This window comes from Flavisolibacter ginsengisoli DSM 18119 (assembly GCF_900129295.1).
GTDB lineage: Bacteria > Bacteroidota > Bacteroidia > Chitinophagales > Chitinophagaceae > Flavisolibacter > Flavisolibacter ginsengisoli.
The window spans coordinates 110,210-127,001 of sequence record NZ_FQUU01000014.1 but is presented as its reverse complement, the minus strand read 5'-3'; the positions used below and the strand labels follow the sequence as shown (position 1 = coordinate 127,001).

The 16,792-nt window shown below is 40.3% G+C and carries 17 protein-coding genes; 6 read left to right on the top strand and 11 right to left on the bottom strand.

Features of this window, described 5'->3' with window-relative positions:
• Positions 1–727: 727 nt before the first annotated feature.
• Positions 728–3,622 carry an aminomethyl-transferring glycine dehydrogenase gene (gene gcvP / locus BUA53_RS15585; RefSeq protein ID WP_072836321.1) on the top strand — a complete coding sequence of 965 codons (2,895 nt, stop codon included), beginning with the start codon at positions 728–730 and terminating at the stop codon, positions 3,620–3,622.
• Between the two features lie 85 nt (positions 3,623–3,707).
• Here the strand turns inward: gcvP and BUA53_RS15580 are convergent, their stop codons facing one another.
• The 3 genes from BUA53_RS15580 to BUA53_RS15570 are packed head-to-tail and all read right to left on the bottom strand — an operon-like array spanning position 3,708 to position 5,409.
• Entirely contained in the window at positions 3,708–4,127 is a 420-nt protein-coding gene (locus tag BUA53_RS15580) for an SH3 domain-containing protein (RefSeq protein ID WP_072836320.1), read from the bottom strand.
• A 12-nt stretch (positions 4,128–4,139) separates the two neighbouring features.
• The gene (locus BUA53_RS15575; protein ID WP_072836319.1) at positions 4,140–4,634 is read right to left on the bottom strand and encodes a BON domain-containing protein; all 495 of its coding nucleotides are present in this window, start codon (positions 4,632–4,634) and stop codon (positions 4,140–4,142) included.
• 58 nt (positions 4,635–4,692) lie between these two features.
• Complete coding sequence (locus BUA53_RS15570; RefSeq protein WP_072836318.1) at positions 4,693–5,409, bottom strand: TerB family tellurite resistance protein; 717 nt, start codon at positions 5,407–5,409, stop codon at positions 4,693–4,695.
• Positions 5,410–5,524: 115 nt separating this feature from the next.
• Here BUA53_RS15570 and BUA53_RS15565 point away from each other — a divergent pair, with 115 nt between their 5' ends.
• The gene (locus tag BUA53_RS15565; RefSeq protein ID WP_072836317.1) at positions 5,525–6,061 is read left to right on the top strand and encodes a hypothetical protein; all 537 of its coding nucleotides are present in this window, start codon (positions 5,525–5,527) and stop codon (positions 6,059–6,061) included.
• Between the two features lie 121 nt (positions 6,062–6,182).
• Positions 6,183–7,634, top strand: coding sequence for a sensor histidine kinase (locus BUA53_RS15560; RefSeq protein WP_072836316.1), 1,452 nt, complete (start codon positions 6,183–6,185; stop codon positions 7,632–7,634).
• 29 nt (positions 7,635–7,663) lie between these two features.
• Here the strand turns inward: BUA53_RS15560 and BUA53_RS15555 are convergent, their stop codons facing one another.
• Entirely contained in the window at positions 7,664–8,095 is a 432-nt protein-coding gene (locus BUA53_RS15555) for a hotdog fold thioesterase (RefSeq protein ID WP_072836315.1), read from the bottom strand.
• 389 nt (positions 8,096–8,484) lie between these two features.
• Here BUA53_RS15555 and BUA53_RS15550 point away from each other — a divergent pair, with 389 nt between their 5' ends.
• A complete protein-coding gene (locus BUA53_RS15550) occupies positions 8,485–8,724 on the top strand; it encodes a hypothetical protein (RefSeq protein WP_072836314.1) in 240 nt (79 codons plus the stop codon).
• 136 nt (positions 8,725–8,860) lie between these two features.
• Here the strand turns inward: BUA53_RS15550 and BUA53_RS15545 are convergent, their stop codons facing one another.
• From BUA53_RS15545 to BUA53_RS15535, 3 genes are all read right to left on the bottom strand, one after another.
• On the bottom strand, positions 8,861–9,547 hold the full coding sequence (locus BUA53_RS15545; protein WP_217653008.1) for a VanZ family protein: 687 nt from the start codon (positions 9,545–9,547) through the stop codon (positions 8,861–8,863).
• Between the two features lie 52 nt (positions 9,548–9,599).
• Positions 9,600–10,373 (bottom strand): oxygenase MpaB family protein, encoded by a 774-nt coding sequence (locus tag BUA53_RS15540; protein ID WP_072836312.1) that lies wholly within the window; start codon positions 10,371–10,373, stop codon positions 9,600–9,602.
• 64 nt (positions 10,374–10,437) lie between these two features.
• Complete coding sequence (locus BUA53_RS15535) at positions 10,438–10,875, bottom strand: response regulator (RefSeq protein WP_072836311.1); 438 nt, start codon at positions 10,873–10,875, stop codon at positions 10,438–10,440.
• A 151-nt stretch (positions 10,876–11,026) separates the two neighbouring features.
• Between BUA53_RS15535 and BUA53_RS15530 the strand changes: the two genes are divergently transcribed.
• A complete protein-coding gene (locus BUA53_RS15530; RefSeq protein ID WP_072836310.1) occupies positions 11,027–11,668 on the top strand; it encodes a DUF1579 domain-containing protein in 642 nt (213 codons plus the stop codon).
• A gap of 80 nt (positions 11,669–11,748) precedes the next feature.
• Here BUA53_RS15530 and BUA53_RS15525 read toward each other — a convergent pair whose 3' ends face one another.
• The 3 genes from BUA53_RS15525 to BUA53_RS15515 are packed head-to-tail and all read right to left on the bottom strand — an operon-like array spanning position 11,749 to position 14,914.
• Entirely contained in the window at positions 11,749–13,941 is a 2,193-nt protein-coding gene (locus BUA53_RS15525) for a penicillin acylase family protein (RefSeq protein WP_072836309.1), read from the bottom strand.
• A gap of 45 nt (positions 13,942–13,986) precedes the next feature.
• The gene (locus BUA53_RS15520) at positions 13,987–14,430 is read right to left on the bottom strand and encodes a DUF2141 domain-containing protein (protein WP_072836308.1); all 444 of its coding nucleotides are present in this window, start codon (positions 14,428–14,430) and stop codon (positions 13,987–13,989) included.
• 49 nt (positions 14,431–14,479) lie between these two features.
• The gene (locus BUA53_RS15515) at positions 14,480–14,914 is read right to left on the bottom strand and encodes a DoxX family protein (RefSeq protein ID WP_072836328.1); all 435 of its coding nucleotides are present in this window, start codon (positions 14,912–14,914) and stop codon (positions 14,480–14,482) included.
• 273 nt (positions 14,915–15,187) lie between these two features.
• On the opposite strand from BUA53_RS15515, the gene BUA53_RS15510 reads away from it, so the two are divergent.
• On the top strand, positions 15,188–15,751 hold the full coding sequence (locus tag BUA53_RS15510; RefSeq protein ID WP_175546092.1) for a hypothetical protein: 564 nt from the start codon (positions 15,188–15,190) through the stop codon (positions 15,749–15,751).
• Between the two features lie 130 nt (positions 15,752–15,881).
• Here BUA53_RS15510 and BUA53_RS15505 read toward each other — a convergent pair whose 3' ends face one another.
• Positions 15,882–16,688: a DUF892 family protein gene (locus BUA53_RS15505; protein ID WP_072836306.1), complete on the bottom strand. Its 807-nt coding sequence runs from the start codon at positions 16,686–16,688 to the stop codon at positions 15,882–15,884.
• Positions 16,689–16,792: the final 104 nt, after the last annotated feature.

Below are 16,792 nucleotides of genomic sequence, written 5' to 3'. Positions count from 1 at the left end.
CCACAAAAAGCCCACCAGGGCAGTGGCAAACTTATAAGAAGATGGTAACTGGCTTTATTTATAAGAATATTGGGTTTTTTAAGGCATATACCGAACGCATAATAAAAAAGTACCAACCTCCTTAAACAAAAAGTTGGTACTATGCTATCGGAGCAAGCTATTCCTTGTGCAGATGCTCCCCAGCAGAGCTGCACTCCGCTTGGCTTGCTAAACAAAATTATCTAACTTAATTATTAACTACTGTAAACTTATTCTGGAATAAAGTGTAAACCAAAAATGGTGTACCTGCTAAAATGACAACCTATTTTGGAACAACATTAAAAAGTGACAACCTATTTTGGAACTACACAATTTATGCAACGCCTATGTAACGCCTATGTAACGGCTATGTGCCGCCTTTGTAACGGCTCTTTAAAGAGACGCTACATACCCTGTTCAAAGGTGCGGGAAGGACAAGGTATCATTGAAACCATATTAGATTTTGGATGCTTTCTGAAACAGCTATTCCAGGGTGTAAAGGTTTTTAAATAACCATTACAATTGCTGTTATTGTCAACCTGGCAGTAAGTCCGGAAAGGCTTTGGCATACTATGAGCCAGGCGCAATAAACACCAGAATTACCAGGGCTTTAGAAATCGATGAACTGGCCTGGTTTGATGGACGAAGGTCATCTTGCTGAACCTCAAAGTATATTACCTTTGCGGCCTTAAAAGGAGATTTAACTACTATGAGCCTTTTTGAAGCCCAATCTAAAGAATTTCAGTTTCGTCATATCGGTCCCAATGAAAGCCAGACAAACGATATGCTGAAAACTATAGGTGTCAGCAGCCTTGAAGAGTTGGTAAACCGTACTGTTCCTCCCGCTATACGTATGGAAGGCGACCTAAAATTGCCACCTGCAATGAGCGAAGCTGAGTACCTCAATCACATTAAAGAAGTATCATTAAAGAACCAGATCTATAAGAATTATATAGGCCAGGGGTATTATGATACCATAACGCCATCAGTAATCCTCAGGAATATATTTGAAAATCCAGCCTGGTACACACAATATACTCCCTACCAGGCCGAGATAGCGCAGGGGCGCCTGGAAAGCCTGCTGAATTACCAAACAGTGGTTAGTGAGCTTACTGCTTTACCCCTGGCAAATGCATCCTTACTGGATGAGGCCACAGCAGCGGCTGAAGCCATGACCATGTTTTTCAATACCCTGAATAAGGAACATCATATTCAACGTCCTAAATTTTTCGTGGACAATGACACTTTCCCACAAACCAAAGATGTGGTCCTTACAAGAGCGGTTCCTCTGGGTATTGAAGTTGTTTTTGGTGACTACCAGTCAGCCCAACTTGATGAAACTTATTTTGGAGCATTGGTGCAATATCCAAATGACAAAGGTTCTATTGAAGACTATAGAGAATTCATTAAAAACGTACATGATACAGGCGTTTTTGTTGCCATGGCTACCGATTTGCTGGCATTGACATTACTGGTTCCTCCCGGTGAATTGGGAGCGGATGTAGCGCTAGGCTCGGCTCAGCGCTTCGGAGTGCCTTTAGGCTACGGTGGTCCTCATGCAGCTTTCTTTGCAGCTAAAGAAGAATTCAAAAGAAGCATTCCTGGGAGGATCATTGGCGTAAGCGTAGATGCCCAGGGCAACCGTGCATTAAGAATGGCGCTTCAAACCAGGGAACAACATATTAAGCGTGAGAAAGCAACTTCAAATATTTGCACTGCACAGGCATTGTTGGCCAACATGGCCGCCATGTATGCTGTGTACCATGGCCCAGAAGGTTTGCGACGTATAGCAAGGCGTGTAGCCCTGTTAACACAGACCCTTGCTAATGCACTTGAAGAAAGAGGTTATGATGTGATCAATGAATATTTCTTTGATACCATTTTAGTGAAGGTGGGTGAGGTAAATCCATTCAGGCAAAAAGCAGAAAGACAAAGGCTCAATTTCAGGTATTATAGCAACAACCTGATAGGAATATCACTTGATGAAACTACTACTCCTTCAGACCTGTTTGATATCATTAATTCTTTTGTTAATGACGTAGATCCGGTAGCGTATGAGATAGAGCACGAAGATCAACTGGATATTATCCCGGCTCCATTAAGCCGCACTTCAACCTTTTTGAAGCATCCTGTATTTAATAAGTACCACAGCGAAACGCTGATGATGCGTTATATACGTACATTGGAAAACAAGGACTTTTCATTGGTACATGGTATGATACCACTGGGTAGTTGCACCATGAAGCTAAATGCTGCCAGTGAAATGATCCCGCTTAGCTGGACACACTGGAGCAAGATGCATCCTTTTGCACCAGTGGAGCAAGTGGAAGGCTACAGCTTTATCGTAAAAGAACTGAGCCGCTACCTCTGTGAAATTACTGCCTTTGATGCCTGCAGCCTGCAACCTAACAGCGGGGCTCAGGGAGAGTATGCGGGATTGCTGACCATAAAAGCATTTCATAAAGCTAACGGTGAAGAACATAGGGATGTGATGCTGATACCTATTTCAGCACATGGCACCAATCCTGCATCTGCAGTAATGAGCGGTATGAAGGTGGTTGTGGTTAAAGCACTAGAGAATGGATACATTGACATAGAAGATCTGAAAGTAAAAGCAGAACAAAATGCGGCTAACCTGGCCGGCATTATGATCACTTATCCATCTACCTATGGTGTATATGAAGAAACTGTTACAGATATAACAAAGATCGTTCACCAATATGGTGGACAGGTATATATGGACGGAGCCAATATGAATGCACAGGTAGGACTTACCGCTCCTGGTTTGATTGGCGCTGATGTATGTCACCTGAACCTTCATAAAACATTTGCCATTCCTCATGGAGGCGGTGGCCCGGGCATGGGACCAATTTGTGTGAAGAAGCACCTTGCCCCTCACCTGCCTGGTCATGTTACTATGGCTAATGGCGCAGCTAATGGTTCGCCTTCGAGGGCTGGACATGCAGTATCCGCTGCACCTTATGGTTCCGCATCAATCTTGTTGATCTCTTATGCCTACATACGTATGCTGGGCAAGGATGGCGTGAAGATGGCTACGGAATATGCTATCCTGAATGCCAATTACATGTTGGCCCGTTTAAAAGACCAGTATGATATTCTTTATACCAATCATTTTGGAGCTTGTGCACATGAGTTTATAGTTGACCTGCGACCTTTCAAAAAATCCGCAGAGATTGAGGCAGTAGATGTAGCCAAGCGATTAATGGATTATGGCTTTCATGCACCTACCCTTTCTTTCCCTGTTCCCGGCACTATCATGATTGAGCCTACGGAAAGTGAGGACAAGGATGAATTGGATCGTTTTTGCGATTCTTTATTAAGCATTCGCCGTGAGATAGCATTGATAGAAGAAAACCAGGTGGACAGGAAAGACAACCCGCTGCGCAATGCACCACATACCATGTTCACGGTATGTTCTGATGAATGGAAAAAGCCTTACTCAAGGGAAATGGCTGCCTTCCCATTAAAAGAGATCAAAGAGAATAAATTCTGGCCTTCGGTATCAAGAGTGAATGATACCTATGGTGACAGGAACCTGATTTGTGTATGCCCTCCAACGGAGGAATATGCTGTACAGGCTTAAAAGCTAAGATGGATTAAAATAAAAATTGCCTTCCCAAGGGAAGGCAATTTTTATTTTATAGAAGGTATGCCGACTTCAGTTTTTGCTATACTTGCTGGAGGTATTGATTATAAACATACCCTTCCACACCTTTGTCTGTTTTGATCAGGCTCCATTGGTCATTCGCCTGACTTTGAACAGTGACCACTTCATTGTGCGCTGCTTTACCAACTATTGGCTGGTCAGTACCAGGTCCTTTACGTATATTAAGGTTAGTTGATTCAGTAATGACCTTTGCCTTAGATCCGGCTGCAGCTTCCGCTACATTTACGTCCAGCACTACATCTCCTGAACGGAAGTCGGGATCTAATTTATTATAGATACTCCAAAGGTTATCCTTTACCTGCCCGCTGGGGGCTTGCCCATCTATATAAAGAACATTATTTTCTTCCCTTACCTGCAGGTTATTGACACCTGAGCTTTTTGCAGCATTAATTAACTCTGCATATTTTTCCTGAACTGCCATAACTTATTATTTTTATTTGATAGTTAGGTTGTTGTTTACTTTTTTGGGATTGAGTGCATTGATGGATTGCATCAGTTTAGGAAGCTTACTTCTTTCAATGGTACCCGTTAATGTGACTTCACCGTTATTGACAGTGGCTGTAACACCGGGATAATCCTTGGTAGCATCTCTCAAACCAGATTCCAGGCCACTATCGGTATTCACTTCAACAGGAGGTGTGGCAGGCATTATTGTAATGTTGTTCACTACAGACTTTACTCCTTTTACATCCTTGGCTGCCTGTTCTGCTGATGTGCGGCAAGCCTCGTCAGGACAATCTCCTGTTAGTGTTACCACCCCATCGTTTACAGATGTTGTTACATGGCTTAAGCGGCTGTCAGCCTGTACTTTTTCATTCAAAGAAGATTGAATGTCTGTGTCTTTTAGTTTGCTTTTACAGGAAATCAATTGCATGCTTATGGATAGCAGAGCACCCATAATCAAGAGTTTTGCATTGCTTTTTTTCATTTTTTATATTTTGTATTAGGGAAAATTGAAAGCTATTTGAATAAGCCGATCGCTGGGTTTAGAATCCACCACCCCCTAAGATCCGCCCCAGTAAACCACCCGCACTGCCCAAGCCTCTCCCACCGCTTAACATACCTACAAGGGAACCTAAACCACCTCCACCCAGGAGTCCTCCCAGGCCACCACCAGTTGATGCTCCGGATGATCTGCCCATGCCTCTTGAAAATACTCTGGATAAGATCATTGGTGCTGCAATGGTTACAAGACCTTTCAATAATGAACTGCTGTTGATTCCAGCATTTTCAAGTTTGTCCTTTATGCCGGAACCATTCAAAATTTGCTGGGGATTATTTTGGGTTGTATCTATTCCTGTGTTGGTGGCCTTATCAGCAACTTGATCTAACAAGGAGAACTGGTGCTGATCAACTCCAAGGTATTCGGCAATCTTGTGAATGCTTTCGTCTTCCTCCTCACTGTAATTGCTGTCATACTTTGCAAAGGTCATCAGGTCTGCAACAAGAGAAAACTTTAAATTACTATTCTTTAAAACCTCAAGGTTATTTGTCAATGCAGTACCGCTGATATCAGTTGCAGCATTTTGCACAGTTGCGCTTTGATCGGGATTTAACCCTGCAGCGTTACATAACCCGGATATATAAGTTAATTCATCTTCTGTCGCCTTCCTGTCAGCAGTGGCAATAGAAGCAATGGCCCCCAGGTAAGCAGTTTTTTCTATATCAGTATGGCCTTCAAGAATACTGTTGGTTTCATCCATATTTTGATTTTTGAGAGTGATGAAAAAATTATGCCAGTATAGAGTATCCCAGGTAGTATTCTTCAAAAGGCCAGATAAAGAAAAATGATTCTAATTTAAAGTATAACTTTTTTCAATGCAGTTTGGAAAGCTCAGGATGTTTTTCTATTTCAATGGTCTTATAGCGGCAAGCCTGTTGTTATATTTTGCTCCCTGGTTATTCAGCAATGTAACTACTGCTAAGGTGATCACTCCTTATGGAGTAACCACTATACAACTACAATATGAAGCTAACGGTAAGCAATATTCTAATGAACACATGCGCAATGACATTCCCTTCCAGCAAAGGACAGTACGTATCCGCTATTTAAAATTCCATCCTGCCAGTTCAAAGGTAGATTCATTTATGGGCATGTGGGCGGAACCTTTGGCCTGGTGGAGTGTACTGCTTTTGGCATCTGCTATGTTATTGCTTACGCATAACGCAGTATTTTCTAAAGGAACAATTTTTCATATCCATAAAAGATTTCCCTGGATATCAATGGATGAGTTTTATCCTTATCATGGGTATGACCAGGCAACTGGCAATAAGTACGAAGCCGGGAATAGAAAACCTGTTTCACCAGTTAGGCCTTTACTAAACCAGAGGCATAGGCTAAAAAGAAACTCTTAACAGGTAAACAGTTTATTTCATATTTAATTACTTGAAAACCATTAAATGGAATTAAAGGCTTGAGTTAATCAAAAATTTATTCTATTTTGTTGAGGTACCGTTACTTACAACCAGCCACCTTATGGAAATCGTGTATCAAAAGATCCAGTATCTGCAGGAAAAATTGCGTGCAGCAGATATTCTCCGTAACATGGATCCCATTCTGCATTATCCATTTCAATTACTTGCCAGGATAAAAGTGTTAGGTTCTGCTTCCGAATTGGGTGAATACGAAAAACGCAAGCTTGGTGTTTTTAATCAGCTTAATTTTTTCCAATTACTAACAGGCACCCTGATCCCCATCATTGGAATGTTGCATGCAGACAAGCTTCCTTTTTCTGCATGGGTGATAGCCTGCCTGCCGGCATTGACAAGCCTGGTGGTTTTATTCATGAATTACAAACGCAGGTATGAAACTGCATTATTAACCTACTTTATTGCCTATCCCTTTTTCACCTGTATTGTTTACCTGAACGGTATGAATTCCGGGATGGAATTGCATTTTATACTATTTGGCATTTTATCAGTTTTCTTTCTCCAGGATATAGGGTACATGTTGTTTACTGTAGCTTTCTCTATGGTGAGCTATTTTATTCTTTCAGTTGTTTTAAAAGACTTTATTTACCAGGTAGAATTTGAAAACAAAGTGCTTTACCTGTGTAACCAGGCCATTGCTATTGTTTTTATTTTTTATGGTCTTTACCTGGTCAAAAAGGAAAATACCGAATACCAGTTCAGGTTAATAAAACAAAACAGGGCACTGCATAAAAAGAATCTTGAGATCAGTAAACAAAAGCAGATCATTGCTCATAAGGCTAAACTATTGCAAACACAAAAGAAAGAGCTCACCCAGCTAGATGCTTTAAAGAACCGGTTGTTCAGTGTGATTTCGCATGACCTGAAATCTCCAATGTATGCCATGCGTAATCTCTTCCAGAATATGCATCACTATGATCTTCCCGCAGAGGAAGTGAAATCTATGGTTCCTGATGTCTTAAAGGACCTCAACTATACTATAGGATTGATGGAAAACCTGTTGCAATGGTCAAAATCGCAAATGCAGGCAGAGTCTGTCCGGGCGCAGGAGATTGATCTTTCACAACTGATCAATGACGTTATTAAAGTTCTGCATTTACAGGCAGAAGCTAAATCTGTAAAGATAGAAAGTACAGTATGCGATGCTACACATGTATATGCCGACCGGGATATGATCAACCTTGTGTTGCGCAATCTTATATCCAATGCAATAAAGTTCACCCCATCTATGGGGAGAATATCTATTGGCATACACCAACATAATTATTTTGTTGAGGTTTTTGTCCAGGACTCTGGTCAGGGAATAACTAAAGAAGCTATTGAAAAGATCAATGAGAACAACTTCTATACTACAAAGGGAACAGAAAGCGAATCAGGAACAGGACTTGGCTTAATGCTGTGTAAAGAATTCCTGGCGAAACATGGAGGTAAAATGCATATTGAAAGTGCGCCTGGGCAGGGAAGTATATTTTCTTTTACACTTCCACTTCAAGCATAATATAGACTGAAATAGGATATATATTTCACTTACACCCTTTCTTTACTCAACACAGCCATTGTAAGACGGCTAATACAAATTAATCTTTGCTGTTCATCACTGATCTCAATTTGCCATACCTGCGTAGAGGAGCCTAAATGAACTGGAACAGCTTTGCCTGTAACTAACCCTTTGCGTGCAGCCCTTATATGATTGGCATTAATGTCTAACCCCACGCAATATTTACTCAAAGGATCAACAACAAGATTTGCGGCTATGCTTCCCAATGTTTCAGCTAATGCTACCGATGCACCGCCATGAAGTATGCCCATTGGTTGCACCGTTCGATGATCAACGGGCATCGTGCCTGAAAGAAAATTATCACCAAGCTCCACTATAGTAATACCTAAATGCTCGACCATCGTGCCTGCTCCTCTTTGTTGTACGCTTTCTAAAGTGCAGGGCTGAAACCAAATTGACATAGGCATTGTTTATATACTAAATTAACTGCTTTCAGTTTTACTTCTGGTGAGGTTCGAATTGGTGTATTCAAAATATTGAATAACGCTATGCAAAATGCGCCTTTATTTATTAGGATAATGCTAAAGTCACACGCTCAATTCTGACAAACATTGGGGATTCTACTTTATACATTTGACATACAGCAATGAATCCTTTTCATAAATGTATTACTCAATTGAAAAGCAAAAATATACTCATCAATGAAAGCATAACTGTAAAGGCCCGGCACGGTTTAATATATCCTGTTATAATAAGCCAATGATCATCCATAATCTTTCAACTATACATAAAGGTTGATGGCAAGGAAATTGTAATTATTAGGATATTAACTAATAAAAAGGAGGAATTTATGGGCGTAAACTTAAAGCCAGAACATAGAGAAGGACCAGTGGCAAGAGCTATTGAAGAACAAACAGCTAAATTGCCTTCAGACATTTTCCTATGGGTAGGAATTGGATTTATGGCAGTATCCGCAGCGTTGCAAATCGCAGGCAGAAAAAAGGAAAGTAATTTTATTGCTCATTGGCCAACAAACATTTTATTGATGGGTCTTTACAATAAGCTTGTTAAGTTGCAGGGACACGACTGATACAAATATTTTCAATAGAGAACAATTTTCGGATGCGCATCTTTGCGATTGAAATAAAAGAGGCTACCTCATAAAGGCAGCCTCTTTTAGTATTTTAGATATATTTATAAACGAACATCTAACAAGGAAACTAGTTTTAAGTGGGGTTATAACTAATCTCCATTTCTTCTTTCTGTAAAGGTTTTGAAGATTTGAAGTAATTAGAAATTACCAAGTAAGTGATGTAACCAAAAGCTGCACCCGTAGTATTTAAAAACACATCGTCTATATCAGTGCTTCTGAAACTGGTTACCAATTGTAATAACTCAATTGCCACTGAGAAAAGCATACAAATACAGGTCACCTTGAAAAATCCGGACATCTTGTTATACAACAAAGGCAGATAAATGCCTAGTGGAAAAAGCATTACAAGGTTACCCAGTACCTGGCGGTTGGTTATCCTGTAAATCTTAAACACCTTGAACAGCTCAAGATTAACCCTGTCTTTTCTTGCTACCCTGAGGACCATTTTATGCCACCAGTCATGCATGGACACTTCCCTGAATAGAATAAAGTACCCTGTAAGCGTTAATACCATGAAAATGTAAACATAGAAACTGGAATTGACCCCTATATGCAACAGTGAACCTACTTCTTTATTGAGCAGGTCATATAACATCCAGGTATAGAGTAATAATAAGGTAAATGAAAAAAATATAATTCTCCATTTGGAGGTATGAGCATAATCCCTTGCATAATGGTCGTGCAAAAAGAAAACGGTGAGCAACAGCACCGGGAAAAGTACCAGTATCTTTTTTAAGCCAGCAGTCATGGATAACTGCAAGTATAAGAAATGAGCTTCAGATTTCCATTCAAACCTTTATTGTACACTGCAATTACTGATTGGCCACGGGAACTACATCCAGGTCCTTGATTTGTTTTTTATAATTTGAGGGAAGGATTAATGACTTAAAGAACCAATCAAGCTTTACCCTCCTTGATAATTTATAAACTGGTATGACAGGCTTGATTACAGAGATCCGGGAATATTCTAAAAGCTTTTTAACCTGGCGGGGTGCTACAAGTTTTTGGGCTTCCCTAAGAAGGAAATACCTCACAGGCCCAAGGTGTTTCCTGTATTGCTTGAATAAATCTACTGTATAAGGGGTATTATCCAGGTTATATTCCAGGTGTTTCCATCGTTTTTGCAACCATTCATTGTAGGAGGCTGGCAATTTTGGAATGTTCATTCTTTGGCCAACTCTTAGAAAAACATCAAAAACTTCCTGTTTCTCGGTATCAGTTAGCTTTCTTTCAAGTAATTCGTAAGAAGCAATGGAATAATGGATCAACATAAACAACACATCCCTGTATGCCCAGTCAGGTATCTGCTGGCCTCTCTTGAGTTCCAGGGAGTTATGAATATTGCTGATAGTGTCGATAGTTTGTAGTGCTGCATCGTGTTCTTCAAAGACGATCCTGCGTGCATAAGAAACTGTGGAAAAAAGACGGCCCAAAGGATCTGCAGGTAACTTTCCTGTAAAATACAGCCAGTCTACAGCCTTATTTAAGGCAAATTCTGCCGCTGCTCCTGCAAAGATGAACAAAATGGTATCACCCTTACCCCAAATTTGACGAACAATAGAATGGCGGGGGACAAATAATTCCATGTGTAAGTAACGAATTAGTTTGAGTTCAAGTGCAGGGTATGTAAAGTTAAATGAAAGGCCCGGCTCAAAGATGGACAACGCCTTTATGTTCATCAGTTACACCATTGCTCATATCAAGAATGATCTGCGCAACATGCAGGAGATCCCTGTATAAAGTAGGCTTTCTGAAGAAAGTACACTTATGGTTCTGACACATGCGAACATCCTCCTCCCTTGAAGAAGTAGTAAATACCATGACAGGAATATGCCTAAACTCTTCCTCACTTTTCATCCACGCAAGAACCTCCTTACCATCCATGAGAGGCATATTCAGGTCAAGGATGACAACACTAGGGTGATGCTCAGCAAAATCGTTCTGAAGCATTGAGATCACTTCAGTTCCATTTTTAGCATTTACTATCTGGTATTTATCGGTTAATTGTTCGAGTGCATCTACTAGGCTTTCAAAATCGTCCATGTCATCTTCCGCATACAATAAAACCGGTTTGTTGGGAAAACTCATAATATTCTATAGGGTTAAGCTTGATTATTTGCCTTATAAAAGGAAAAGATTGTGCCATATCCTTCCAAACTCTGCCATTAACTGACTTTTAACTGTCCCTCCAGACTTGCAGGAGTCTTATTCTTGTTTTACATTAGTACAAATAAATCCAATGAAATCCCTTACCATTTCAATTTGTGTGGTTCTGTTTGCTTTCGGATGTAAAAATGCAGAGCAAACTCCACAGGAAACAAAAGTTGCTGCGGCGGCTACTACCATTCCTTCTTCTCCTGTTGAAGCGAAAGATTCAAGCGTTTTGCAGAATGCCATAACCAACAATAGTCAGCCTGGAGAAATGCATAAAATGATGAGTTTATGGAATGGCACCTGGACCGGTGAGGTAACTATGTGGGCAACTCCAGATGCCCAACCTGTGAAAAGCAATGCAACCGTTGTAAATAAAATGGTTTTGGGTAACCGGTATCAGCAATCCACTTTTAAAGGCACATACCAGGGTAAGCCTTTTGAGGGCATAGGTACGTTGGCCTACGATAATTCCAGGAAGCTGTTTTTATCAACCTGGATAGATAATACCAGCACCGGGATGATGACCGCTGAAGGTCCCTGGGACCCTGCCAGTAAATCAATAACATTCAAGGGTACTATGTCAGATCCTGCAAGCGGGAAACTATTAGATACTAAAGAGATCTTTAAACCAATAGACAACAATTACCAGGTCATGGAAATGTATGCTATCGCCCGTGATGGAAAAGAATTTAAAACAATGGAAATAAAATATACCCGTAAGAACTAAAGGACTATAAAAGTTATACTATCAAAAAAGCTCCCATTTCCGGGGAGCTTTTTTTCATAGTATTAATGCCCGTAATGAAATTATTCACCAGGATGATAAGTTCTTACTGCATTTTTTAAGATATCTGGCTGGTAAAAATTAATCTCCTTAAACATTCCTTGTATAAATCCTTCTGCCTGGTCGGTAAAATGTTCTGATCCCGGAACAAATGATTCCCCTCCGGTCATGATGGTTCTTGCTTTTAACTTATTTCCAAATTCTATTGCAGCTATAAAACTATTACCTGATACACCATACCTTTTATTGGTATTAGAGAATTTCCTGCTGTTAAAAGAAGGCAGGGAACCCCAGGTTGCTGAAGCAAGACCCACTGGCAGACTCCATTTAGCATCATCAAAATTATTATTAGTACTGTTTTCGTTTCTCTGGAAACGGTTGATATCACCCCATGCCACATGCCAGTTCCCAAACCTGTTTTCCAGGTCTACCAATGTCTTTTTCAATAGTTCCAGTTTCTTATCCGCAGGAACTTCCCTGGCCAACCAGTTAAATATGGCGATAGCATTAGTGGCATCTGCATCTGTAGCAGGCGCAGGGACAAATGAACTTAAATTAGTAGCCCATTCTATTGCCAGTGTTGTTGCTACAGAACTGGCAGATGAATTTCTATCCCAATGTTTTAAGAGAGATATGGCTTCATTTAAACCCTGTTTAGTAGTATCCTGGTTGGGTAAATTATCATAGGCCGTAAGTAAAGAAGGTAATAATATATCAAAGGCAGTAAGATAATGGCTGTACCCAATATTTATGATCTTATCTAGAGTAATATTATTTGTTTCACTCAATAACCTGGCGGCATTTATAGCCCTGGCGTTTTGTCCATCCGGAGCCATATACGCGGGGTAATTTTGTTTCTTTGGACTACTTGTACCTGAAGAAGTAAAGGGTGTAGAATTGCAATTCTGTATCCATCCGCTTGATGGGTTTATTACATGCACAATTTCGTCTAGTTTATGTACCCCTTTCCATTCAGTAGCGGATGTGGTTCCATCAACAGGAAGTTGCCAGTCAAGTTTAGGGTCCCGGACAGGCACAAAGTTGCCATGCCAGTAAGCAATATTCTTTTGATCATCGGCATAGACAGTGTTATTAGAATTATTTGAACGCAGCTCCATGATCTTTTTGAAAGCACTAAAGCTATTAGCTTTCGTTCGCAACCACGACTGCTCCAGTGCTTCCAATGAGCGGTTTCTTTCCTTCAGGCTCAACCAGTTGTTATCGCGGCTTCCCAGTACAGGCCCATGATGGGTAAAGTAGGCTGTAAAGTGTTTCGCTTCAATGTTGTTTCCCTTTTTGTATTGTACAGTGATGGATTTTGATTGTACCGGTTTTAATTGCCCATTGTATTCATAAAAAAGCGCATTGTTCTTACGGACTATTTTTTCTTTATACAGGTCAGCGACGTCAGCATAGCTGGAGGTGTGCATCCAGCCACAATGCTCATTGAAACCCTGGTAAATAAAAAAGTTTCCCCAGGTAGCAGCCCCATATACATTAAGCCCTTCATCGCTGATCATGTGGGCTTCCGTTCTGAAATAAAAAGTTACATGAGGATTGATATAAAGTATAGAGTTTTTAGAAGCTGTTTTAGAAGGGGCAACAGCAAAACCATTCGAACCCGTGAGACGCAGTTGGGAAAAATCATTATAGACAGGAACATCACCTAATGACTTGTCGCCCGAAGAATCATAAAGGTTTCGTGTGTCGCGCATATTTATACCCCCCATTTGAGTAGCAGATATACTTCCATCAGTGTACATTAATGGAAACCAGGGTTGAAATCTTTGAAAGACAGCCGGCTTGGTTTCCGGGTGCAATGCCAGGTAATAGTTTACCCCGTCTGCAAAAGCCTGCAATAACTTTTTTAACCATTGAGGACTACGGGCATAATCTGTTTTGGCAGCTACCGTGTCATAGATCATTTGCATCTGCAAATCACCAAACAGTTGCTGTTCCCCATCCACTTCAGCCAATCTACCAAATACTTCAAGGTAGTTTCTTTCTACCCTGGCAAAGTTTTGTTCGCATTGTGTATACATAAGACCGAATACTGCATCTGCATCAGTATGTCCATGAATATGAGGGATTCCCCAATTGTCTATTGTAATGGTAACTTTTTGCGCCTGCTTTTTAAAATGGCTGATCTCGTCAGATGAAAATGTTTGTGAAGAGCCCGCGATCGGCAGAAGCAAAAACAGCAACAGGTATTTCATTAGCACAATTTAATGAATGGGTACCTATGAAAGAAGATTAAAAGCTCACAAATTTCTTAGCCGTATGGAAAGAAAAAGAGAATCCTTATTATTTAAGACAAAACTATTAGGTTCATAAGCAGGTGCGGCAGCAAAAGGCAATTTGTTGAGGGATGCCCCGTATCCTTCTTTTGGTATTCCCAACCAATTCTTATCCAGCTTATTGTTCTCGTTTACATCATGAAAAACAAATAAGGCATACTTGCCTTTTGGAATACCAGTGAACGTGAACAAAGCTTTTTGATTTACTATGGGAACAGTTAAACATTGAAGTGCGGCCATTTTTTGAAAATCGGAGGCATTGGCAAAAATGCAAGCCCTGCAAACGCCTTTATTACTGGCAAGCTGTGTAACACTGGCAATTACCTTACCCTGGGCATTGGTAGCAAGGGTGTAAGTAAGAAATGATATGATAAATAGAATTTGCTTCACCTGGTAATAGTGGTTCAAAGAAAGGCTTTATCAGGTAAAGTCAGTTAATAGTACAGGTACAAAAATGTTAAAGAAGATGGTGTTTCAGATAGTCTTCCATTGAAATACTACCACTACCCTTCTTTAATATATAAATGAGTAAACCAAGAACAATTAAAGAAAGTATCAGGTCGGAGCCCATATCATTTACTTCGTGAACTGGTAATATAAAGAATAAAGCGCCCAGCAAGACAGGGATTTGAAGGAGAGCAGCTATACGGGTGAATAACCCTATAATTATAAATACACCACCAAAAAGGTGGGCAAAAGTTACGTAGGCGGTTAAAATTCCAACCCAACCTGAAAAACGGCTAGCCAGGATCATATCTTTCAATTGCTGTGCATGGCTGATAAAAAAGATACCTTTTACTATTAAAATAATCCCAAGGATGATCCTTGCTATCAATAATAAGAAAGATGGATAAGAATGTCTCCACCTTGAAATTCTAGTGGTAATATTCATGATCCCGGATTTGTATTCAAAGTTATTAAATACCATTGAATCTATTGTCCCTGCTACAATGCATGAGATTGAAAGGAAGAGATTATAATCCCAGCTGTGTGCATATAATTATCTCAACAATAGGAAGTGTAGGTTTAAAATATAATTACCGTTACTGAGTATTGTCAGTGCTATTTATGATGGGCCTCATTCTGTATTATTCAATAATTAATCATATTAGTTAAAAGAATTCATATGATTCCTGCCTATAAGAGATCTTCGATTTTTTTGCTCATGTTCCTTGTTATGGCAGGCCATGCCATTTCACAGGAACGGGAAGAAGGCAGCTTTCATTTTCAAATGCCGGTAGGTATTCATATCATGAACTCCAGCTTTAGACCGTATACCGTTAATTATATGGCAGGTCTTTCCATGATGCACAAACTGAATGGAAGTAAACTATCATTTGACTGGGGATTCACTGCGGCTTTATGCCCTGCGAAAGATTATATGGAAGATGGCCAGGGAGGTAACCTTTATCAGCCACCTAATACAGGCTCGGAAATAGTAACGATATATGCCGGCCTGGGCCAAAAAAAGTTAATTGGAAGTAACAGGTATGAATATGCAGCAGGAGCCAGTTTTATATATACAGGATTTACTCCATGGTATACACCGGGGCCAATGATAAAAAGGAATACTGTTGGTGGCTACATTCGTTGTGGTTTTCAGCACAAATTCTCTGATTATTTTTCCTTGGGACCGTTCATGGCCTATTCGCTTTACCCTTCAGGAACACGTAGAAACATCAAGCTTGACCCTTCCAATTTCTCTATTGGTATTATTTTGGGACCATAGACTACAAGATAAAAAAACCGTCCCCAAACCTGGAGACGGCGCTTTGTAAGAGACTAGTTATTGCATAGCTATTTAACGTGTTCGTGAATCACTGTCAGATGATCTTCTTCCTTTTCCAGTGCTGGTATCCTTACGGTTTACCTGGGTAGACTTTCCTATTTGATCTTTCACTCGCTGCACTGGTTCTTTTTGTACCGGCGCTTCGTTGTGGTGAAGAAGATAGCCTGGTAACCTCTTTTTTTTGCGGCCCCTCTGTTCCCACTGATCTCTTCCTCGTGTTTGTCCCACTACTACTTTTGTTATTAGATACCATTTCCATTTCTGCTTCAGGCACTTTAGTGTTTTGTGCTGTTTCCTGTTTTTGCGTTCCGCCTACATGGCTTCTTTTTTGGGACCTGGGTTTACCTTCTGCTTCTCTATTAATACCCGTCACTGCCAGTTTTGTCAACAAGTCATCTGCTTCATACTCTTCATTTAAGGTTGTTTCAAGGAGCTGGCCTACTTCATTCAATCCAAGTTCCCTGGCATATGTACGTGCTGTACCATAGCCGCATATTTCATAGTGTTCAATTTTCTGTGCACTGGCAATAATGGCTGCATCCAAAACATCCTGATTCATATCTTCCTTCATCACCTTGTTGCCTTCTTCAATTATACCTTGCATGCCTTTACAAACCTGCCGGCTTTTAAAAAGACGGCTAAACAAGCCTTTCTTTTCATCATTTTCCTGCTCAATTCCCATCATATTCTGCACTTGTTCCAGCCTGGAAAATTGCTTTTGAGTTACCTTTAGATGGGTTTGTAATGCTTTTTTCAACTCCCAGTTGTTTGCTTTTTCTATCATTAAAGGCATAGCTGCAATGATCTGTTCTTCCACTGAATACAGATCTTGCACTTCGTGTTTTAACAGATCAAGGAGATCTTTCATTTTATCCATAAAAGGGGATTTATCTTAACAACTATAAATTCTATGCCGCAGCTAAGCAGGCAGACTTTTCGTAAGAAACATTTTCCACCACCGTGTTTTGAGAATGATGAACG